This is a genomic window from Paenibacillus sp. WC2504 (assembly GCF_052682475.1).
Genome location: NZ_JBQZFH010000001.1, coordinates 7,277,207 through 7,296,240, shown reverse-complemented (window position 1 = coordinate 7,296,240; position 19,034 = coordinate 7,277,207). Strand labels below are relative to the sequence as shown.

The following is a 19,034-nucleotide window of genomic DNA, read 5'->3' as shown; positions in this document are numbered from 1 at the left end:
ACTATATATATGGAGGCTATTATGGGTAAAATTGCGATTTTTGGATTTGGACGTATCGGAAGACAGCTCCTTCGGGCGGCGTTGCAACAAAATTTGTTTGTCCCCTTTTCCATTTCGGATATTAAAGACGAAGCTACGCTTGCCGCACTTTTTGAAGTGGATACAAATTACAAACGTTGGCATGAGAAAGTATCTGCTCAAGAAGGCGCAATCGTAATCGGCGACCGAGAAATTCGTTATTTGAATTCGGTCGCAGAATTGCCGAATTGGGGTGAGTTAGGCGTGGAATTGGTCATTGATTGTACCGGACGAGCCGTTACGCGATCAGTAGCTGAACTGCACTTGGAGCGAGGCGCCAAAAGGGTGCTTGTCAGCGGCCCGAGCAAAACCTTAGAAGATTGCGACGCAGTACTTCTTAAAGGAATTAACTTAGAAAGCTTCGATCCGGAAAAGCATAAAATCATTAGCATGGCGAGTTGCACGACCAATGCGCTTGCACCGGTAGTCAAATTGGTCAGAGAAAACTATGGCATTCAATACGGATTATTCTCCACGATACACTCGTATACGAATACGCAATCGTTGACGGATCAGCCGATGAAAGACCGACGGGATTCATGGGCGGCAGCCGAGAACATCATTCCGTCATCCTCAGGTGCAGCCAAAGCTCTGAAATTCATTTGGAATGACCTGCAAATCACAGGCAAAGCCTACCGGATTCCGACCCGTACTGGGAGTATCGCAGAACTTAATTTAATAACGGAAAAACGGTGCACCGTTCAAGAGATTAACGATATGTTTCGAGAAGCTGCAAGAGAAGGCGAATTAAAGGGAGTTCTTGATGTTCTGGAAGGGGAATGGGCCTCGTCCCGTATCGTAGCTGATCCCCATTCTTCGATTATTGACTTGCCTTTAACCCAAGTACAAGGTGAACTATTGTCTGTCGCTACTTGGTACGACAACGAATGGGGTTATGCTTCACGGTTGGCTGAGGTAGCCTCATATCTTGTTGCAAAATGATAAGCTAGACGATTGATAATGAATTGGATGCATCTTAGAATGTATGAGCGAAGCCAAAGGCGACAGCCAATACATTCTAAGATGCATCTTTTTTCATTTCCGACAACTCCTTTTAAGACTCCATCATTAACGGGTAACGATAACTCAATTCATACAGATTAATCAGATGACCATAAACGGCCGCTTTTTTCATGATACCAGGCAGGATAACGAATTCGTCTTCGTGAATACATTAATTATGTTTGATTAACTTAACGAAGGGTAAAAGACAAAGGAGACAATTCATGGGATATATAATGGACTTAAGAAACTTTGTTGGCTCAAGCCCGCTAATAATGGTTGGGTCATGTGTACTAATTTTTAATCAAGCAGGGCAATTATTACTCCAAAGGAGAACCGATAGTAATGATTGGGGAACCATTGGAGGCTCATTGGAACTAGGCGAATCATTAGAAGAAGCAGCAGCTCGAGAACTTTATGAAGAAGCAGGATTGGTTGCGGAATCCTTCAAATTCATAACGATTTTATCGGGAAAGGATATGTACTATAAGTATCCTCATGGTGATGAAATCTATAATGTTATGGCAATTTATGAAGCCCAGAATGTACATGGTAATCCTAAAGTAAATGACAATGAAAGCCATGAACTAAAATATTTTTCTTTGGAAGAACCAATAGAGAATTTAAATCCTTTTACAAAGCATTATCTTAGAAGAGCTGGATACATAGTGAAGTGGTAATATTTCATTCAACTATCGGATAACGAAAGCTCCATACACATCCAGGAAGAGGCTGCCCATAATCGGCAGCCTTTTTAGGTTACAGTTTAGTTGGGAAAGTATAAATCGCAGTTGACAAAATCAATATATTCCATTATTTTGTAATTAGATATTAATCTAATTAGATAGATGATAAATTTGTCTGGATAATCTTATCGAGAGTAGTATGTTTAGTTATATATACAAGCCTTTACAGTCAACAATTTGTGGACTAAATTGGGGGAATCATGTCAACGGTAGGAATCTTAGGAGTAGTTCATGACAATGAATTACGGAAGAGTACCATTTAACTTTGGAATTAATAAGAGAGTTAATTCTAGAATTTAATCCAGATGTAATATGCGGTGAAGTACTTCCCGACAGTTGGGAGAAATACAAAACTGATTCCTCACATCGAGGATATTGGGGCGAACCAGCAAGCGAGTACTGGGATCTAATTTTTCCATTATGCGAAGAGTTGAAGGTTGATTTTGTACCTATTGATTGGGTGGAACTTGATGTTTGGATGGATTTTGACCCATTCAAGAATCATAGTGAGGTACAACGAAGTGCTTTGATTGCTGTATCAGAGCAATGGTTTCAAAGACAACTTTCCACTTGGCATTCCAGTGCTATTCCTTTCAATTCAATAGAATACGACAATATAACGAAACAAAAATACAAATGGTTAGAGCAAATTAACCCTGAGTCACATGTATTTCGATGGGAGTGTAGACATCTAATAATGATTCAACGAATTAATAACGCTATTAATAAACATCCAGGGAAACGATTCTTGTGTATCGTAGGTGCAGACCATAATCATGCGATATACGAAGGTTTGGTTAAAAATAAGGATATACAACTTGTATACCCTTTAAGAGAGTGAGGGGAGAATCATAATCAAGTGGTTCTTTCGCTCCTAGAAAAGACTAATTATTCTGTTCGGCCTAATCCGATACAAGAAGTGTAAGGAATATAGCTTCAAAAAATGTCGGGTGAAAAGTGCTTTATCCCTATAAATAGCTTAATCAAATTGAACATCTTGATCCAAGATAACTTCTTTCGGTGAACTTTCCATTGGTGGTGCATAAGGAATCAAAGCGAAACGGACATCATTCATATTGTCAGGTAAGCGTGGAGTAATTAAAAAAGTTATTTGAGTATGCCCACCACCGCCATGAGAACCATTCCTGTGGACGTTGTATTGTTGACTGCCGCTAATATCGAGCAGCAGTTGGGGACGTATGTAACCAGTGTTTACGTCGTTTTGAAGTTGCTGTATTTCAACAAATACAATGCTGCTGTTTTCATGCTGCATGGAATGTGTTAGGGAATATTCAAAACCATCAACTATGGATTTCTTCATAATAGGTAGGACGTTTAAAAGTTCGCCGGATTCGTTAAGCATAATTGGAGTGCTGCTTGAATTAAGACTGTTAAGCAACCAATTGATTTGTGGAATGTCTAGACCATATTGGTTCGACCATTCTTGTACAAGTTCTCTAGAGGGAATGAGTCGCCTACCATTAGATAATGCTTTGCGTTCAGTTAGTAGTCGGATAAGGGATTCGTCAATTGCCTTGACTTCATCATTGTATTCGTTCGGTATCATTTTCAGTTCAGACCAAGCCATCATTATATCCTCCTTGATTCCAAAGTATTCCTTTTCCAATTATAACAATAATAAAGCGAGAATAGAAAAAGCAGCAATGAGGGGCTGCTCGTAGCGCAACCACGTTCTCCCATTTCGGTATAAATATTGTTCAAATATAAGCTAGATAAGTGAGGTATTTTAATGAATTATAATATGTATAGACAAGAAATTAATCAAATGATAGACAGTTTACCTGATGAAGAATTAGTGAAAGTCTACTGGTCTATTGAAGAAATCCGCCAAAAATATCTTTTTACTAAAACCATGCAAGATAAAGGGGTAGTTATTGTAACTTTACTAGATAAAGAGCATGGAATTATGGATAAATGGGATAGCGTATTTGCAAAGAATATTAGCGACGAGACCAAAAGGCAAATTCGTTATGATCAGTATAAGTGGCATATTTTTAGTTTTAAGAAGCAAAATTGTATTGAAAAAGAAGCAGCGAGAAATGCATTTGATGCTATAACTAAAACTGAATTATTTGTCATGTATCAAAATATACCTGATATTGTATTTGAATATAATAACGCTAGTGATATTGTTGCCTCCGATTTTGATTATGAGCAAGATATATATCTATTTGATAAGAGTTTTACATGGACGTATGTATACACGCATGAATCAATGTGCGGACCATACTTTTACAAAATTGATTAGGGCTAGTTAAGCTTTTCAAAAATCCAAAAGAGGCGTACATATAAAAATGAAAATTGGCATTGTAGGTGACTTTAGTCCAAAGTATCCGTCGCAGATCGCTACTAACAATGCGCTTAGGCACACTTTAGGTAAATTAGGGATTTCTATTGAGTTTGAGTGGATTGCAACAGCAACAATAAATAAACAATTGGATGCCATCAAACATACTTACAATGGGTTTTGGATTGGCCCAGGTTATCCAGATTATCTCGATGGGGTACTTAGCATTATTCAATTCGCACGTGAAAACGATATACCTTTGTTGGGAACATGCGGGGGATTTCAATACATCATTATGGAATATGCAAAAAATAAGTTGATGTTGGAACATGCAGCCCACGAAGAGCGCGACCCACATGCTTCGCAAATAATAATTAGTAAGCTGGCCTGCTCATTAGTTGGTCAGAAAGGTGAAGTTATCCTCAGGAAACATTCGAAAATCTTTGATATTTATAAGACCGAATATATAAACGAACAATTTAGGTGTAATTATGGACTAAGTTCCCAGTATGAAAAACAAATTCATGATAGCGGATTAAGAATAGTAGGAACTGATTCAGCAGGTAATCCAAGAGTTATAGAAATACCTGAACTTAAGTTCTTTATTGGTACGTTATTCGTTCCCCAATAAAGCTCCACTGTAGATTCAACTCATTGTATCATTGACTCCTTCATTACTACTGTAAAAGGGCGCCTAATATAGGTGCTCTTTTATTATGTATTCACTTATGTATGCACCTTTCAACGCAACGAGTCAGCCTCTTCGATGTAACCTGTTTCGTATAAATTCAGGAAAATGCAGCATACTACAGGAACAATTTACTAAATTAAAAATCGGAGGGTGCTGATGAAAAACGGTTCAATCACGTTTTTGCAAACAAGCATGATGTTAATGCTTTCTATTGGATTGTTAAACCATGTCATTATCATTCCGATGTTATTACAAAAAGCACAACGCGACAGCTGGATCTCTGTTCTGCTTGCGGGCGCGTTTTTTATGATTTGGGTTGTTTTGCTTTATTCGGTTATTGGTAAAAATCGGGATATGCCTCTATTCCAATGGCTCAAGCTTAAATACGGCGCAATGGTATCCTACTTGCTGGCAGGTTTTGCTTGCATTTACATATTTACTTTATCAACGATTACTTTAAAAGATACTGTTACCTGGATTCATCTTGCCTTCTCAACGAATACCCCAATCATTGTTTTAGCCTCTGCCTTGCTGATCGTTTGTTCTATTAATGCTTATAAAGGTATAGAGTCGATAGCTAATACAGCGGCTATCTTTTTACCGTTTGTTGTTATATTAGGTTTTTATGTGATGACAGCCAATTATCCAAATAAGGAATATTCCTTGTTAAAGCCTATTCTGGAATTCGGCATGAAGCCCGTCTGGCATGGGATCATATATGTCGAGGCAGGATTACTCGAATTATCGCTGCTGTTATTTATAAAGCACCATATCCGTACCCGTATTTCGTTCATGTCCCTTGTGGCACTGACCTTGATTCTGATTTTACTAACATTCGGTCCTTTAGTCGGCGCAATAAGCGAGTTCGGTCCCAAGCAAGCCTCCCATTTAAGGTTCCCTGCTTATGAAGAGTGGAGGCTAGTGACAATAGGTCACTTTATTGAGCACATGGATTTTTTAAGTATATATCAATGGTTCAGCGGGGCCTTTCTGAGAATCTCACTGACTCTTTTTTTGATCAACGATATTCTGGGTATTGAGAAAAAAAGGAATAAGACCTTATCCCTATTCCTTATATGTTCTATTCAGTTAATAGCGATATGTTTGCCAATTAGTGATCCTAAATTTATTAATCTGATTACAGATATTCTGTTACCAGGTATATTTTGGGGGATGTCGGGCTATTTCCTAATTATTATTGGATTAATTCATTTCGGACACAGATGGAGAAGAGTGAAATCATGAGAAATAGGTTGGAATCGTTGGGATCAGCGGAGGAAGAACCATATGGTTCATTTCAGCGGTTGTTCAAAGACTGCAGCGATGTGCATATTAACAAACTGAATGTCACCCAACAAGATGGATCCTCATTTTTGTTGCTGTTTGTTTATTGCGATGGGCTGTGCGATACACACCGAATTCATCAATTTTTTATTCCTCATCTGATTGAAATGTTTAAAGAACATACCATATCGAATGACAGCGAACTACAGCGGCACCTACCCTTTCAGCTGAACCCGATCCCGCAAGATTGGGATGACGAATACATCATAAATAGGATTTTTAATGGGGAGCTGCTGGCGTATTTCCATGAAACTGCCACCATGTACACATGGGATATAGCCAATGCCCCGCAGAGAAAAACGGAGGAATCGAGTGCTGAGATTTCGGTAAGAGGACCTCGTGACGGCTTTATTGAAGATGCGAGGGTCAATGTCGCGTTAATAAGAAAAAGATTAAAAACAAATGCTCTAGCCGTAGAAGAATATACGCTCGGAACGCAGACGCAAACCAAGACGTTGCTTCTTTATCTGAAAGATGCGATTAATTCAACCATTGTTGAGGAGGTCACATCCCGATTGGCCAGCTTGAAACTCAAAGGGATGATCAGCAGTTCTCAACTGGAGGAGGGACTAGAAAGTAATAAGTATTTTTCGAAGTTTGTCTATACCGGGAGACCGGATTTTGCGGTGAACTCCCTCATGCACGGCAGGTTTGTCATTGTGGTCGATGGTTCCCCAACAGCGATCATTGGGCCCGTTAACTTTACCTTTTTACTCAATACTTCGGAAGATGCTTATACCCTAAATTGGTTTGTCATGTTTACCCGATTGTTAAGGTTGTGTGGAATATTTTTTTCCGTGTTTCTTCCTGGATTTTGGATCGCATTGCTTACTTATCATCAGGATCAGCTCCCGTTTACTTTGCTGGGTACTCTGCTCATTTCCAGACAAGGTGTTCCGCTGCCGGCTCCTCTCGAAGCCGTTGTGATGATTCTTCTATTTGAATTATTTCGTGAAGCGGGCATGCGCTTGCCATCTTCATTCGGACAGACCATCTCTGTTGTTGGCGGATTAATTGTCGGACAGGCGGCCATCAGCGCAGGTATGACGGCACCCGGGATTCTGGTTGTCGTAGCCATCTCCGTATTAGCTTCGTTTACCATGGTGAATCAAAATATGGTTGGCTTCGTGAGTCTGATAAGATTAATCATACTGATTGTTAGCGGTGTACTTGGTTTGTTTGGATTATTGATTTGTATGTTAGCTATTGCTATCTATATGGTTAATCTGCAATCGTTTGGAATCAAATACCTAAGTCCGGTGGCACCAATTAATTTCCGCGATCTATTGAAAATTTTATTCCGAATGCCTTGGGGGAAGAAGGAAGGTGTACCTGGCTTCATAAGAAAATCCGGAGATGATCAAACGTGAGGTTAATAACCCTTCTATTGGTGATTGGAATTCTCCCTCTACTGCTTACCGGTTGCTGGGGGTTAAGGGAAATTGAGCATCTAGCCTATGTCAATTCAATTGGCATTGATTATGTGAAAGGCAAAGTGGTGTTCTATACCCAGATGATCAGTTTTAATAATATTGCCAAGAAAGAAGCAGGAGCTGGGATGAGCAAGGAAGTGGTTTCCATTGGCAAGGGTGAAGGTAGAACCGTGGATGAAGCTATCTTTGATCTTTACAAGACGTCACAGCAAAGATTGTCCTGGAGTCATGTGAAAACTCTAGCATTTACGGAAGCGGCGCTGCGGGAGGATGTCATTCATGGCGTTTTGGACCAAATGGACAGGTATTATGAGTTCCGGTATACCATTTGGACGATGGCAACTCATGGCTCGATCTTGGATATATTTAGCACAAGCCCAACCCAAAACATGTCTACGCTATACTCACAATTAAATAACCCGCGTGACCGTTATTCCCAAAGTTCGCTTGTTGCTCCATTATATTTGTCCAAATTTATTTGGAAATGGGATGAAAATAGCCGAATCCTGTTGCTTCCCGAATTAAGCGTCAATGAAACTAGTTGGGTAGAGAATAAAAAGCCGTCACCACAGCTTCAACAAGATGGGGTATGCGCCATACAAAATAAACAATTGCTGGGGTGCTTTAAGATTGACGAAACTATGGGTCTACGATGGATGGAGAAAGAAACTGTACGCACCCCTTTGATGCTTCAGATTGACAATAAACCAATTGCGATGATGGTTGTTAAAAAGATTAAACCCTCCATCGAACCTAAGCTATCGAACGGCAAACTAACCTTTCACATTAAAGTCCAAATGGAAGGATCAGTAACGGAGCAGGAAAAGCCTGCAAAGGAGAGTGACATGAAAGAACTTGCTGAAAAGGAAATAAGGAAGCAGATTCAAAAAACCTATTTGGCCGGCCTTAAATTAGATGCAGACCTTCTAGGCCTTTCTGATTCACTCTACCGATCCAATCCGAAGGAATGGCACCGACTTGTTAAAAATGGGGTTTTGCCTTTAAAGCCTGAGTCATTAGGAGAGATTGATATAAATATAGGAATAACTGATGTAGGGATCGCTAAAATACTTAAAAAGAAAGACTGATGAATCTCGGAGCGTCGTTTGCTAGATAATTGATGATCTTGTCCTGCTGCATCCGTCCATACCAAATCAGACTATTTCTCATTTCATATATAGGAAATCTTAAATATTTTGAGAGTGGTGGTAGAGATGGCCTTTACGGTTCCTGTGGTTTCAATTTTCACAGCGGGTGCGGCTTCCGGAGGTACTTCCCAAGAGCGGCAAGCCCGGCAAGGAAATGACATTTCAAGCTCGAACCTGGCATGGGGAAGCGGCTTCTCCCCTGGAGTATGTCATCTATGTAAGCGGGGAATTCCTCACCAGTTCCGGCAACGTCATTGGCATGGGTGGACCGCGCTTCAAATTTTTTAACAGCACTACCGATTATGGTCTGTATGGGCATATCGTCATGAGCGACGGAGCACTAAATTCGTACGGGCTTGCACATGAAGCCGGGCACTGTTTATTCGGCCGGTTTTTGAACAGCAACCAGAACAGCTTTACGATTAACGATCCATCCAATCCTGGCAGCGATCACAGCAACAATCCGCAAAATCTCATGTTTCCAACGATTCCGAACGAGAATCCGCAGATTGTATCGTCACAGTGCAGCACCGCCAGACAAAGCAAAATTGTGCTGCAGAACGCTTCGAACAGCCGAGGCAGAATTATTAAAAACAATCTGACGACGATGAAAAAACTAAACGCCAGAATCATTGCCAAAATGAGATTTATGAAGAAGGATACGTTACGTCGCCCTGTAAAGAGAAGACGTAAGTTGGCCTTGTGTAAGCTGTCCCGGATCTGTCTTAGCGGACGACCCGGAACTGCTTTTTACATATGTTTCAGATAATAGAGGAGGAAGAAGAGCGGAATTCCTTGGGGGTAAGGTTGCGATGTTTTTTAAATGATTGAATAAAGTGATTGACGTGATTGAAACCAACTCTTCTGGCAATTTCGGTTATCGCATATTCCGTTGATGCCAATAGCTCGCAGCTCTTTTTAATGCGGTACTTGATCAAATAGTCGTAAGGGGTAATATGGATGCTTTTTTTAAAGCCGCGAGTACACTCCGATACACTCAAATGAGCCGCATCAGCGATTTCCTTTAACGTTATATGATTTGTAAAGTTCTGATGAATAAAGCTAAGCATCAATTGCAATCTTTCTTGTTGTAGTCTGCTATGCTTAGAGGCTTCCTCTGACGGTAACGAAATGTTCGAGATTAGGATTAACCATAACTTGACCGTTTTGATAGAAATCTCATACTGCCATCCCCAGTTCTTTTTCCATTCAAACTCCTTTTTCATATCGTTAAGGATTTGAAGGATTTCATTTTCCCATGCTGCGTCTCCTTTGATTTCTAGCGACAATAGGTAGGAGTTGGTATAAGGAAGTACATAATTTCTCTCCATGGCACTATCTGAATAAAAGGCGAGCAGCTTCTCCGGAAAATTAAAGCTCACATATTCCCCGTCATTCGTAAGGCGAGTCACAATGTGCAGAACACTTTTGTTGATAAAAATAGCCTGCCCCGCTCTTAAATCATAATCGATGCCATTGATTTGAATCGTCAGTTTTCCTTTGGTCACCAAAGTCATTTGTAATTCTTCGTGCCAGTGCAAGTCGTTAACTCCTCGGCCTAGAGGGACAGATCCGTGATTCGTATGGGTATACATGATATAGGGGAAGGCCTCGTCAGGAAATTGAATGGCTTCATATAATTGTTTATTCAAAGGGAAACTCCTTTTTGACGATATATCGATATAAATAAGGGATATAATTGCACAAAATATACATGGACGATGTTATTATTATATCCAGCTTCGGCTAACCTTTACAATTCTGTGCACAGGAGTTGTTGAACAGCTTGGAGGAATTATGGATAGATTAATGAAATCTGCCTTGCAATCGCATCCGTTTATTTTACTAGCCATCAGCATTTTATCCGTCTCGATCTCATCCATCATGATCAAATTTTTGGATTCGCCCACGTCCGTGGCCGGGATGTATAGATTATTTATTTCTGTCATTCTAATGTTCGCTTTTGTCCCATGGAGAAGGATTCGCACCTTACGGTTGGATAGAAAAGATTGGGGTATCGTGCTTTTGGCCGGTCTTTTTCTTGGCCTGCATTTTCTCTTTTGGATGGAATCTCTGGTCTATACTTCTGTAGCAAGCTCCATGGTCATCTTGTCGCTGCAGCCATTGTTTGTCATGATCGGTTCTTATTTATTATTCAAAGAACAAGTAAATCGGCTAATGGCCGGTTGCTTAATCGTTGCTCTTCTGGGTTCAATCCTCATCGCTTGGGGAGATATCGGGATTTCAAAAGCAGCACTGATTGGAGACGGCTTATCGTTAGCAGGAACGCTATTTGTTTCCTTCTATTTATTGGCGGGGCAGAAAATAAGCCATAAAATAGATGCGAATGTATACAGCATCATCGTTTTTTTCATTGGCGGCACCGTCCTGCTTCTCTACAATGTAATGAATAACATCTCGCTTACGGGTTATGACTCGTCCGAATGGACGTATTTCTTGTTGCTTGCCATCATCCCGACCCTATTCGGACAATATATTTTTAATCTATTGTTGAAGTCAGTGGGGGCAACGACGGTCTCAGTAGGCATTATCGGTGAACCCGTTCTTGCCATAATTCTCGCCTACTTATTATTAGGGGAGGTCATTACCTTATTTCAGTTCTTAGGCGGTATGCTGACTTTATTCGGCATGGGCATGTATTTCTGGTCCAAGTCTTTGACTGGGAGCAGGAAAGCCACCAATCGTTGATTTGACCGGTAAACAGCGCCACCCGGGATGGGAGGCGCTTTTTCATATCTTAGTGCACGATCTGTTTCGGTTAAAAAAGCTGCAGCGATGGAGGGGACAATCCCGAATGCTTATACGCTGTCGGAGACATCGACGTATACTTTTTGAAAATACGGAAGAAATACGAATGATCGTAATAACCCAAATAATTGGAGATTTCGGTTACCGAAAGATCGGAATTCGTCAACAGATTGCAAGCTTCTTTCATACGCAATAAGTGAATGTACTGAATGGGGGAGACCCCCATAACTTCGCGAAACATGGAGATTGTATAGTTGGACGAGCGGTGTATGAGGGAGGCAAGTTCATCGATCTGAACGGGTTGCCTGTAGTGAGCGACCATGTATTTTTGCAATTCGTTCGCGAGCTTCAGCTTAATCGGCGCTGCTTCCACAAGTTCAAATCCACGTGCGGCCATTCCGACTAATTCCTGTAAAATCCCGCTGACCAAATATCGATTGAATTTGCCGTCTCCGACGACTTCGAGATATAGTTTTTCGAACCGGTGCTTGAAATACTCGAAGTTACGAATTTTACACTTGATGAATTGTCCTTTTCTGAAAATAGGAAGTTCCTCTGAATCCTCTTCCCCGTGATTAAACAGGACGGTGAATTTTTGATGTTCACCTTCATCGTTTTCACCTGCACGCAAGGTGTTAATCGGTAGGAACAGCAATTCTCCTTTTTCCCCAATCACCGTTCGATCGTTGATCGTGTATTTGATTTTACCCTCAATCATTAGCACCAGCACATTATGGTTTAACAACATCAAGTTAGTACGCCAGTTCGGAATGCGATTATCAAAATGTACGGAAAGAAGGGACAGCATAGCAATGTTCCTTTCAGGCAGTATAACTTAGACATTAGCAGTATACATGGAATAATTCAATAATCCTTTTATAAATGAGCTTATCAATTAAAAATTAGAAGAGAATCGTACACATGATCTATATAATATGCATGGACTATCCACTAGTGTGTTTAGTACGATTCACATTAAGGAGAGCGTTTTCAAAGTATAAGCCTAAATCATACGAGAAGGAGAGTTTAAAAGATGAGAATCTTGCTACTTGATTTGGACTCCACCAGACCCGATCATCTAGGATGCTACGGTTACCAACGAAATACGTCGCCAAACATTGATAAAATTGCTGAGGAAGGCGTCAGATTTTCGAATTATTATACGTCGGACGCGCCCTGCTTTCCTTCACGGACAGCGCTTATGACCGGACGATTTGGCATCCATAACGGAGTTGTTGGACATGGCGGTACAGCTGCTGACGTTCGGCATGAAGGAGAGGACCGTCAGTTCCGCAGCCGCTTAACGAGTGAATGTTTCCCTGCTTTATTTCGCTCTGCCGGTATGAAAACGGCTCTCATCAGCCCTTTCGGTGAAAGACATTCTGCCTGGACATTTTATGCCGGGTTTAACGAAATTCATAATACAGGAAAGGGCGGTATGGAATCCGCTGAGGAGGTTACTCCGCTCGTTTTGAATTGGATTCAGCAAAATGCGAAACAAGACGATTGGTTCCTATATGTGAATTATTGGGATCCGCATACCCCGTACCGCGCACCGGAGGAGTTCGGTAATCCGTTTGCGAACGACCCTCTGCCCGAGTGGATTACGGATGAGGTACTGAAGGAACATACGACACGTAAGGTTGGCCCACATAGCGCCCGTGAGATCAGCATGTTTGATAATAAAACGAATCCGAAATTCCCGCGCCACCCGGGAGATTTCACGGATCGTGATGGGCTGCGCCGTGTCATCGACGGTTACGACTGCGGCATCCGCCATATGGACGATCATATCGGCATGTTATTTGGTGAGCTGGAGCGTCAGGGTGTGATGGAAGACCTCGTCGTGATCATTACGGCCGACCATGGTGAGAATATGGGGGAACTCGGGATCTACGGAGAACACGGAACCGCCGATCAAGGCACCTGCCGAATTCCGATGATTATCCGCTGGCCGGGCATGATGAAGAATCATTTGGATGAGGGCTTGCATTATCATCTGGATATTTTGCCGACGATTGCCGAGCTGTTGGGCAAATCACCGGCTCCGTCTTGGGACGGCACCAGCTTCGCTGCGGCACTGCAGACAGGTGAAGCCTGCGGCAGGGACTATTTGGTGGTGTCGCAATGCGCGCATGTCTGCCAACGCAGTGTCCGCTTCGGCGATTATTTATACGTGCGGACCTATCATGACGGCTATCATTTGTTTGATAAGGAAATGCTCTTCAATCTGAAGGAAGATCCTCATGAACAGCATAATCTTGCACAAAGTGAGAGGGATCTATGCAAAGATGCCGTGTACTACCTGAATGAATGGCATGACGAGATGATGGATTCGATGGAGTTCGATAACGATCCGCTATGGACGGTTATGAAGGAAGGTGGGCCTTATCACGCGAAGGGTCATCTGCAAGATTACGTCAGCTGGTTGGAACAGACGGGGAGAGCTTATGCGATTCCTGAGCTTAAGCGCCGGCATCCGGCGGAGTTCAGGTAGGATGGAAAAAGAGGCTCACCCCTCGTCATTTATATGACTTGGGGTAGCCTCTTTTCTATCAAAATGATTATCTTCTAGCGTTGAATCCGACAAAAGCCTTTGTATTGAAATCGAACACAGCTGTCAACGGTCCAAGAAGCTCGTCTTGGTCTGTGTTGTAAGTAACTGTCACGAAATTGCCGTTATCAGCTTGCACGTCAGCAAGCAATTTCTTTTGCTCATCGGTGGAAGCCAATACGCCTGCTTCTTTAGAGGAAACGATTTGAACAGCAGCTTCGTCTTGTTTTGTTGTAATATGAGACGCTTGCTCTTTCACTTGCGCCCATGCCAAGTTGCGGTACTCTTGCGCTGCCTCTGGCGACATTTTCGGAGTGCCTGTTACAGGGGATTGTGCCTGAACAACGAGCAAGTAAACTGGGCTTTGAGGAGGAAGGCTCTTCGTCTCCATCGGACCGTAGTAAGCTTTAACTTTCGTGCCGGCTTTCAAATCTTCCCAATTCACAGATTCGCCTTGGGATGTCATAACGCGAGTTTCTTTACCTGCGTTCAGTACTAAACCATCTAATTGAACTTGCCAGCCGTCATCTGTATGTTTTACTTCTTTGATTGTATCTTCTTTGACCAAACGGTCTGCATAAACGTTAATGTTTACAGCTTGTGCTTGACCTGGGTAGCTCATCGCCATTGCTGGTCCGAATCCGGCATCAATTTGAGTTCCGACTTTCAGATCGGCTGCAGTTAACGTTTTACCGTCCAAGCCTTTGATAACAGTGGATTTATCTACGTTTAAAATGACCCAAGTGCTGCCAAGCAGCTCGATGCGGGCGCTACCGTCATCTTTAGCTTGCACGCTTACAACGACACCGGTTGCACGCATCAAGTCAGCCGCTTCGTCGAGCTCGATTTCTTTGTTAGCTTCGTCATATTTTACGGTATATCCAAGCTGCGTTGCAGCATCGCGTACTGGGAGATAGGCTTTTCCATCGATGTAGACAGGTGTAAGCGCGCTGTCTTGTCCGTTAACAACAATTTTTACATCCTTTTGCAGGTAACCTGTTACTTTTTCCACGATGCCTTCAGCTCCGACTGCCGCCGTTGTACCAAGGATCCCAGCCAAAGTTAATATTACAGTTAGTTTCTTTTTCATATGATAAAGCTCCTTCCGGTTTTTGAAATGTAGGTTTTTTTATGTCGACAATTCATCAAACGGAAGTCGGTTCGAAAAGGTTGCAGTTGTCCTGAAAATTTGTTTGTTCATGGATTCGCTCACTGCGAAAACACCCTCTGAGACTTTCTTTTAGAAAAAGTCATAGAGGCTAACGTAACGCCGCCCACGATGAACACGGAACCGAACATTTGCTGTGAAGTAACGAGCTGGCCGAGAACAAGATAGCCAACAATCATCGCGACAAACGGTTCCAGGTTCGAGAACATGGCCGCTTTCGCTGCTCCAACCTTTTGCAGTTGGCTGTTCCAAACGAGGGTGACGATACCGTGCATCAAGATAGCCGTGACAATCAGCAAGATCCATGCCCATGCTTCATGGCTGATGTTCCAGCCTGTCCCATTCGCGAGCACAATCGGTACCATCGTGCCGAATCCGACCAAGGTCGAATAAAGTGTGATGATGATAGGCGGCAGCCTGCGAGCCAGCAGACGTACTAAGACAATGGAGATGGCAAACGTAATCATGGTGATAAATATCCAGAGGTGGCCTATGTGAAATTCCAGCCGAGCTCCATTAAAAACGACGAGAAAAACGCCGGAGATAGCCATTAACGAGCCAACCAGCATGCTTATCGATAAAGTTTCTTTTAAAAACAGGGCTGCCAAAAGGGCTGTCGTAATGGGGGTTAGTGCGAGAATAAGCGCCGAGGTGGTCGGGTCGGCTGTTTCTAACCCTTGATAAAATGACCACTGGTTAATAAATACACCGATGATACCAAGCAGGATAAGCAGCTTCCACTCCTGTTTGCTAATGGGAAGGAAGTGGTGTCGAATCCATGTATAACCAATTAGAAACAGGGATATGAAGAGCAAGCGAGCCATCGCAATAAATAAGGGGGAGAATTGTTGGACAAGGATGTTGCCAAAAACAAAGTTGCTCCCCCAAACGGTAACGCAAAAGATTAACAACAAGTAGGAACGAAGCATGTAAGTGAATTCCTCTCAATGATTTCCCAGGTGTTTCTTCATAAACTTACCGCACCAATACACAATCACGAGCAGGCTCGAAACCATCATACTCACCCAGACGGCCTCTAAATTTCCTAGTGTGTATCGGCTTGAATAGCCCGCGACCAGCCCGATCAATGCGCAGAGCGGAATGAAATTATCCACTTTGCCTTTGCTGAAAACGATGAACAGAAGAGGGACAATGAGTGCCGCGTAGATAATGCCAAAGAAAAAGAGCAGATCCAGCAGTGTAGGGGTGAAAAAATAAGTAAGCACAAACGACAGAACGCCGATCGTTATCGCCAGCATATACCCCATGCGCATCTTCTGCTTCTCATTGGCGTCAGGCTTCAAGAGCGGATACACGTTGCCCGCAATGAGACTGATCATGGAGTGCAGCCCTGCTCCGAAAGCGGAGGTTACAGCGCCGAATGAACAGAGAACGAACAAAACCAACAGGAAGATTGTGTCAATCTTACGGATAAGATCAAATAGGAGCGAATAAATGTTATTAAAGCTGCCTGTAAAGATGACGACCATGATTAACGATGAAAAAGCTAGCGGAACGGTTGCCCAGATGAGCCCGGAAAGCAGGAAGGTAGGCACGATTTTTTTGCTTTCGATCATGTACAGACGCTGCCACGTTGCTTGGTCGACGAAAATTTGCCCGAAGCCAATTAATAGGCCCGTACACATAAAAAATAAGCCTTCATGATTGTTCAGCACAAGCAAATAAGGATGATAGAGGCGAATGCCTTGATAGACGTTTTCAACACCTTTGGCAATGAAGAAATAAAGAGGGATCAGGATAGCTGCGGCAAACATCAGGATGACTTGAACGAACGCCAAACGCTGGATAAGCGCCATGCCGCCAAAGCCGACATAGATAACGCAAAGCAGGAAGAAACAAAGCATGCCGATCGAAATCGGGACGCCTAGCAAAATGTTGACAAGCACACCGGCAGCCATTCCTTGCGTAAACAAGCCCTCAATGCTGGTGATAAGCAGAATCACGATCATCATCCAATAGCCGAGGCCGTGCAGTTTATTTTGAAAAAAGTCCCCAATGGTCAAGCCGTCGCCGTACTCTCTACGCACCTTTTTACCCAGCCATCCAAAAGCCATTAGCGCAATAGCTCCCATCAACGCATAGCCAATTCCACCAAAAATGCCGTATTTGACGAGCGCTTCGGGAGAAGCGAAGATGGTAATCCCGGTGACCCATCTGGCTAAGATCGCTATGACCCCGAGGCCAATGCCTATCTTGGCTGCTCCCTGCGCATATTCACGAAATGATTGGTACTGCAAAATTATTTCTCCTTCTCGCGAAATTCTTTCGGTGTTTGGTTCGTGCTTTTGCGGAAAATGGTACAGAAGTAATGCTGGCTGTTAAAGCCGCTTTTCTCTGATACGGTGGAAATACTCCACTCGGGATGAGCGATGAGATATTTTTTAGAAATCTGGATGCGGTATTGCATCAAGTATTCAGAGAACGACACGCCAACCTCATCATGGAAACGCCGACTTAGGTAGGTTGGGTTAATATGAACCTCCGCGGCAAGATCGGCAAGCGCGAGCTTCTCCGCATATTTTTCATGGATGATGGTAAGCGCGTCGTGAATGACATGGGAGTACTTGGATTGTGGCATTTTGTTGCGGTATTTGCTTAGAATATCCACTAATTCACTTTGAATGACCGGCTTTGTCATGTAATCCACTACGCCAAGCCGAATGGATTGTTTGGCATAGTGGAAGTTTTGGTAAGCGGTGACGATAATGAATTCCATATCCTGATTATGCTGACGTAGCTCTTCGCCAAGCTCCAGTCCTGATTTGCCTGGTAAATTGATATCAAGAAAAGCCAGATGAATTTTCACCTTTTGGCTAACGGCGGCAGCCTGGCTGCTATCGGATGCTTTGTACAAATTCCAATAAGGAAAAAGCGGGTGAATCAGATACTCAAGCTGTTCAAGCTCAAGGGGCTCGTCATCCACGAGTAATACGTTCATTAGGGCACCTCTTTTAAGTTAGGTTCTAGGATGAATGGCCATTTGACCTGCACTTTCGTGCCTGTCTCCGGGATCGATTGAATCTGCAAGCTGGCGTGATCGCTGAAGTAGAGATGCAGTCGGCGTCTGATGTTGTCCAAGCCATGCCCGCTTTTCTCCTCGATGGCTGCTTCCACTTGCTCCATCGTGCCATTATCGAAGACCGTAAGGTTAGCCATCTCTTGTTCGAGGAAAAAATGGATGTCCAGGTTCACGGCTCCAATTTTCCTCTCCAGCCCGTGCTTAAACGCATTCTCAACGATGGTTTGCAAAACAAAAGGCGGGATATAGGCATCCTGAATGTCATCCTCACAGGTTAGCGTGACCGTAAGGCGAGCGCCGAAACGCAGCTTTTGAATCTCGATGTAGTACTCTGTGTAACGAATTTCCTCCCGAAGAGGGATGACAGGTTCCGTGGTTTTATATTTAAACTTAAGGAATTGGGAGAAAACCTCAAGGGCTCTGACCAACTCTTCCGTCCGTTCCAATCGCGCCAGGGTTAGAATCACATTCAACGAATTGAATAAAAAATGGGGCTGAATTTGCTGATTTAATTGGTTGTAAAGCGATTGCTGAAGCTCTTTTTCCAGCTCAATTTTCTTCGTTTTGTTCTCCAAGAGATCGATGCGCTTCTCGAAAACGAACAAAAATAATAAAGTAATAGCTCCAATAATTGGAGCTAGAATAAACAATAAAATGAGTAAGGTAAAACCCTCAAAGCTAAGCATGAGATCCCTTCTGCATACGTTTTAATATATGGTTTCTCTACCAGTTTAAATTATTCGTCATGATAAA

Annotated in this window: 19 protein-coding genes; 11 read left to right on the top strand and 8 right to left on the bottom strand. The window is 42.7% G+C overall.

Translation table 11 applies throughout. The features are described from left to right. The first annotated feature begins 21 nt into the window (after nt 1–21). From ACUN27_RS33210 to ACUN27_RS33200, 3 genes are all read left to right on the top strand, one after another. Nucleotides 22–1,020, top strand: a complete 999-nt coding sequence (locus tag ACUN27_RS33210; protein ID WP_315955885.1) for a type I glyceraldehyde-3-phosphate dehydrogenase — start codon at nt 22–24, stop codon at nt 1,018–1,020. A 284-nt stretch (nt 1,021–1,304) separates the two neighbouring features. Further along, nucleotides 1,305–1,760 carry an NUDIX hydrolase gene (locus tag ACUN27_RS33205; RefSeq protein ID WP_445560316.1) on the top strand — a complete coding sequence of 152 codons (456 nt, stop codon included), beginning with the start codon at nt 1,305–1,307 and terminating at the stop codon, nt 1,758–1,760. Nucleotides 1,761–2,091: 331 nt separating this feature from the next. Further along, the gene (locus ACUN27_RS33200; RefSeq protein WP_326062818.1) at nt 2,092–2,667 is read left to right on the top strand and encodes a hypothetical protein; all 576 of its coding nucleotides are present in this window, start codon (nt 2,092–2,094) and stop codon (nt 2,665–2,667) included. A 138-nt stretch (nt 2,668–2,805) separates the two neighbouring features. Here the strand turns inward: ACUN27_RS33200 and ACUN27_RS33195 are convergent, their stop codons facing one another. Further along, a complete protein-coding gene (locus ACUN27_RS33195; protein WP_315955882.1) occupies nt 2,806–3,414 on the bottom strand; it encodes a hypothetical protein in 609 nt (202 codons plus the stop codon). Nucleotides 3,415–3,588: 174 nt separating this feature from the next. On the opposite strand from ACUN27_RS33195, the gene ACUN27_RS33190 reads away from it, so the two are divergent. The 6 genes from ACUN27_RS33190 (at nt 3,589) to ACUN27_RS33165 (ending at nt 9,519) form a co-directional block, all read left to right on the top strand. Beyond that, a complete protein-coding gene (locus ACUN27_RS33190) occupies nt 3,589–4,095 on the top strand; it encodes a DUF4275 family protein (protein ID WP_445560315.1) in 507 nt (168 codons plus the stop codon). 46 nt (nt 4,096–4,141) lie between these two features. Beyond that, complete coding sequence (locus tag ACUN27_RS33185) at nt 4,142–4,765, top strand: glutamine amidotransferase-related protein (RefSeq protein ID WP_445560314.1); 624 nt, start codon at nt 4,142–4,144, stop codon at nt 4,763–4,765. Between the two features lie 216 nt (nt 4,766–4,981). Then, a complete protein-coding gene (locus ACUN27_RS33180) occupies nt 4,982–6,070 on the top strand; it encodes an endospore germination permease (protein WP_445560313.1) in 1,089 nt (362 codons plus the stop codon). Then, the gene (locus ACUN27_RS33175; protein ID WP_445560312.1) at nt 6,067–7,539 is read left to right on the top strand and encodes a spore germination protein; all 1,473 of its coding nucleotides are present in this window, start codon (nt 6,067–6,069) and stop codon (nt 7,537–7,539) included. The genes ACUN27_RS33180 and ACUN27_RS33175 overlap by 4 nt, the downstream gene beginning before the upstream one ends. Beyond that, complete coding sequence (locus ACUN27_RS33170; RefSeq protein ID WP_445560311.1) at nt 7,536–8,690, top strand: Ger(x)C family spore germination protein; 1,155 nt, start codon at nt 7,536–7,538, stop codon at nt 8,688–8,690. Before ACUN27_RS33175 ends, ACUN27_RS33170 begins: the two co-directional genes overlap by 4 nt. Before the next feature lie 214 nt (nt 8,691–8,904). Then, nucleotides 8,905–9,519, top strand: coding sequence for a hypothetical protein (locus ACUN27_RS33165; protein ID WP_445560310.1), 615 nt, complete (start codon nt 8,905–8,907; stop codon nt 9,517–9,519). Here the strand turns inward: ACUN27_RS33165 and ACUN27_RS33160 are convergent. Then, complete coding sequence (locus ACUN27_RS33160) at nt 9,512–10,402, bottom strand: AraC family transcriptional regulator (protein WP_445560309.1); 891 nt, start codon at nt 10,400–10,402, stop codon at nt 9,512–9,514. The genes ACUN27_RS33165 and ACUN27_RS33160 overlap by 8 nt on opposite strands. A gap of 145 nt (nt 10,403–10,547) precedes the next feature. Here ACUN27_RS33160 and ACUN27_RS33155 point away from each other — a divergent pair, with 145 nt between their 5' ends. Next, a complete protein-coding gene (locus tag ACUN27_RS33155; protein WP_445560308.1) occupies nt 10,548–11,459 on the top strand; it encodes a DMT family transporter in 912 nt (303 codons plus the stop codon). Nucleotides 11,460–11,529: 70 nt separating this feature from the next. Here ACUN27_RS33155 and ACUN27_RS33150 read toward each other — a convergent pair whose 3' ends face one another. Beyond that, on the bottom strand, nt 11,530–12,327 hold the full coding sequence (locus tag ACUN27_RS33150; RefSeq protein ID WP_445560307.1) for an AraC family transcriptional regulator: 798 nt from the start codon (nt 12,325–12,327) through the stop codon (nt 11,530–11,532). 225 nt (nt 12,328–12,552) lie between these two features. Here ACUN27_RS33150 and ACUN27_RS33145 point away from each other — a divergent pair, with 225 nt between their 5' ends. After that, nucleotides 12,553–14,016, top strand: coding sequence for a sulfatase family protein (locus ACUN27_RS33145; RefSeq protein ID WP_445560306.1), 1,464 nt, complete (start codon nt 12,553–12,555; stop codon nt 14,014–14,016). A 67-nt stretch (nt 14,017–14,083) separates the two neighbouring features. Here ACUN27_RS33145 and ACUN27_RS33140 read toward each other — a convergent pair whose 3' ends face one another. The 5 genes from ACUN27_RS33140 to ACUN27_RS33120 all read right to left on the bottom strand — a co-directional run bounded on the left by ACUN27_RS33140 (nt 14,084) and on the right by ACUN27_RS33120 (nt 18,967). Continuing rightward, nucleotides 14,084–15,163 carry a stalk domain-containing protein gene (locus tag ACUN27_RS33140; protein ID WP_315955872.1) on the bottom strand — a complete coding sequence of 360 codons (1,080 nt, stop codon included), beginning with the start codon at nt 15,161–15,163 and terminating at the stop codon, nt 14,084–14,086. A gap of 119 nt (nt 15,164–15,282) precedes the next feature. Further along, nucleotides 15,283–16,170, bottom strand: coding sequence for a DMT family transporter (locus ACUN27_RS33135; protein ID WP_326062828.1), 888 nt, complete (start codon nt 16,168–16,170; stop codon nt 15,283–15,285). A 15-nt stretch (nt 16,171–16,185) separates the two neighbouring features. Then, the gene (locus tag ACUN27_RS33130) at nt 16,186–17,499 is read right to left on the bottom strand and encodes a sodium:solute symporter family transporter (RefSeq protein WP_326062829.1); all 1,314 of its coding nucleotides are present in this window, start codon (nt 17,497–17,499) and stop codon (nt 16,186–16,188) included. 2 nt (nt 17,500–17,501) lie between these two features. Then, the gene (locus tag ACUN27_RS33125; protein WP_315955869.1) at nt 17,502–18,200 is read right to left on the bottom strand and encodes a response regulator transcription factor; all 699 of its coding nucleotides are present in this window, start codon (nt 18,198–18,200) and stop codon (nt 17,502–17,504) included. Next, nucleotides 18,200–18,967 (bottom strand): sensor histidine kinase, encoded by a 768-nt coding sequence (locus ACUN27_RS33120; RefSeq protein ID WP_315955868.1) that lies wholly within the window; start codon nt 18,965–18,967, stop codon nt 18,200–18,202. Before ACUN27_RS33120 ends, ACUN27_RS33125 begins: the two co-directional genes overlap by 1 nt. Nucleotides 18,968–19,034: the final 67 nt, after the last annotated feature.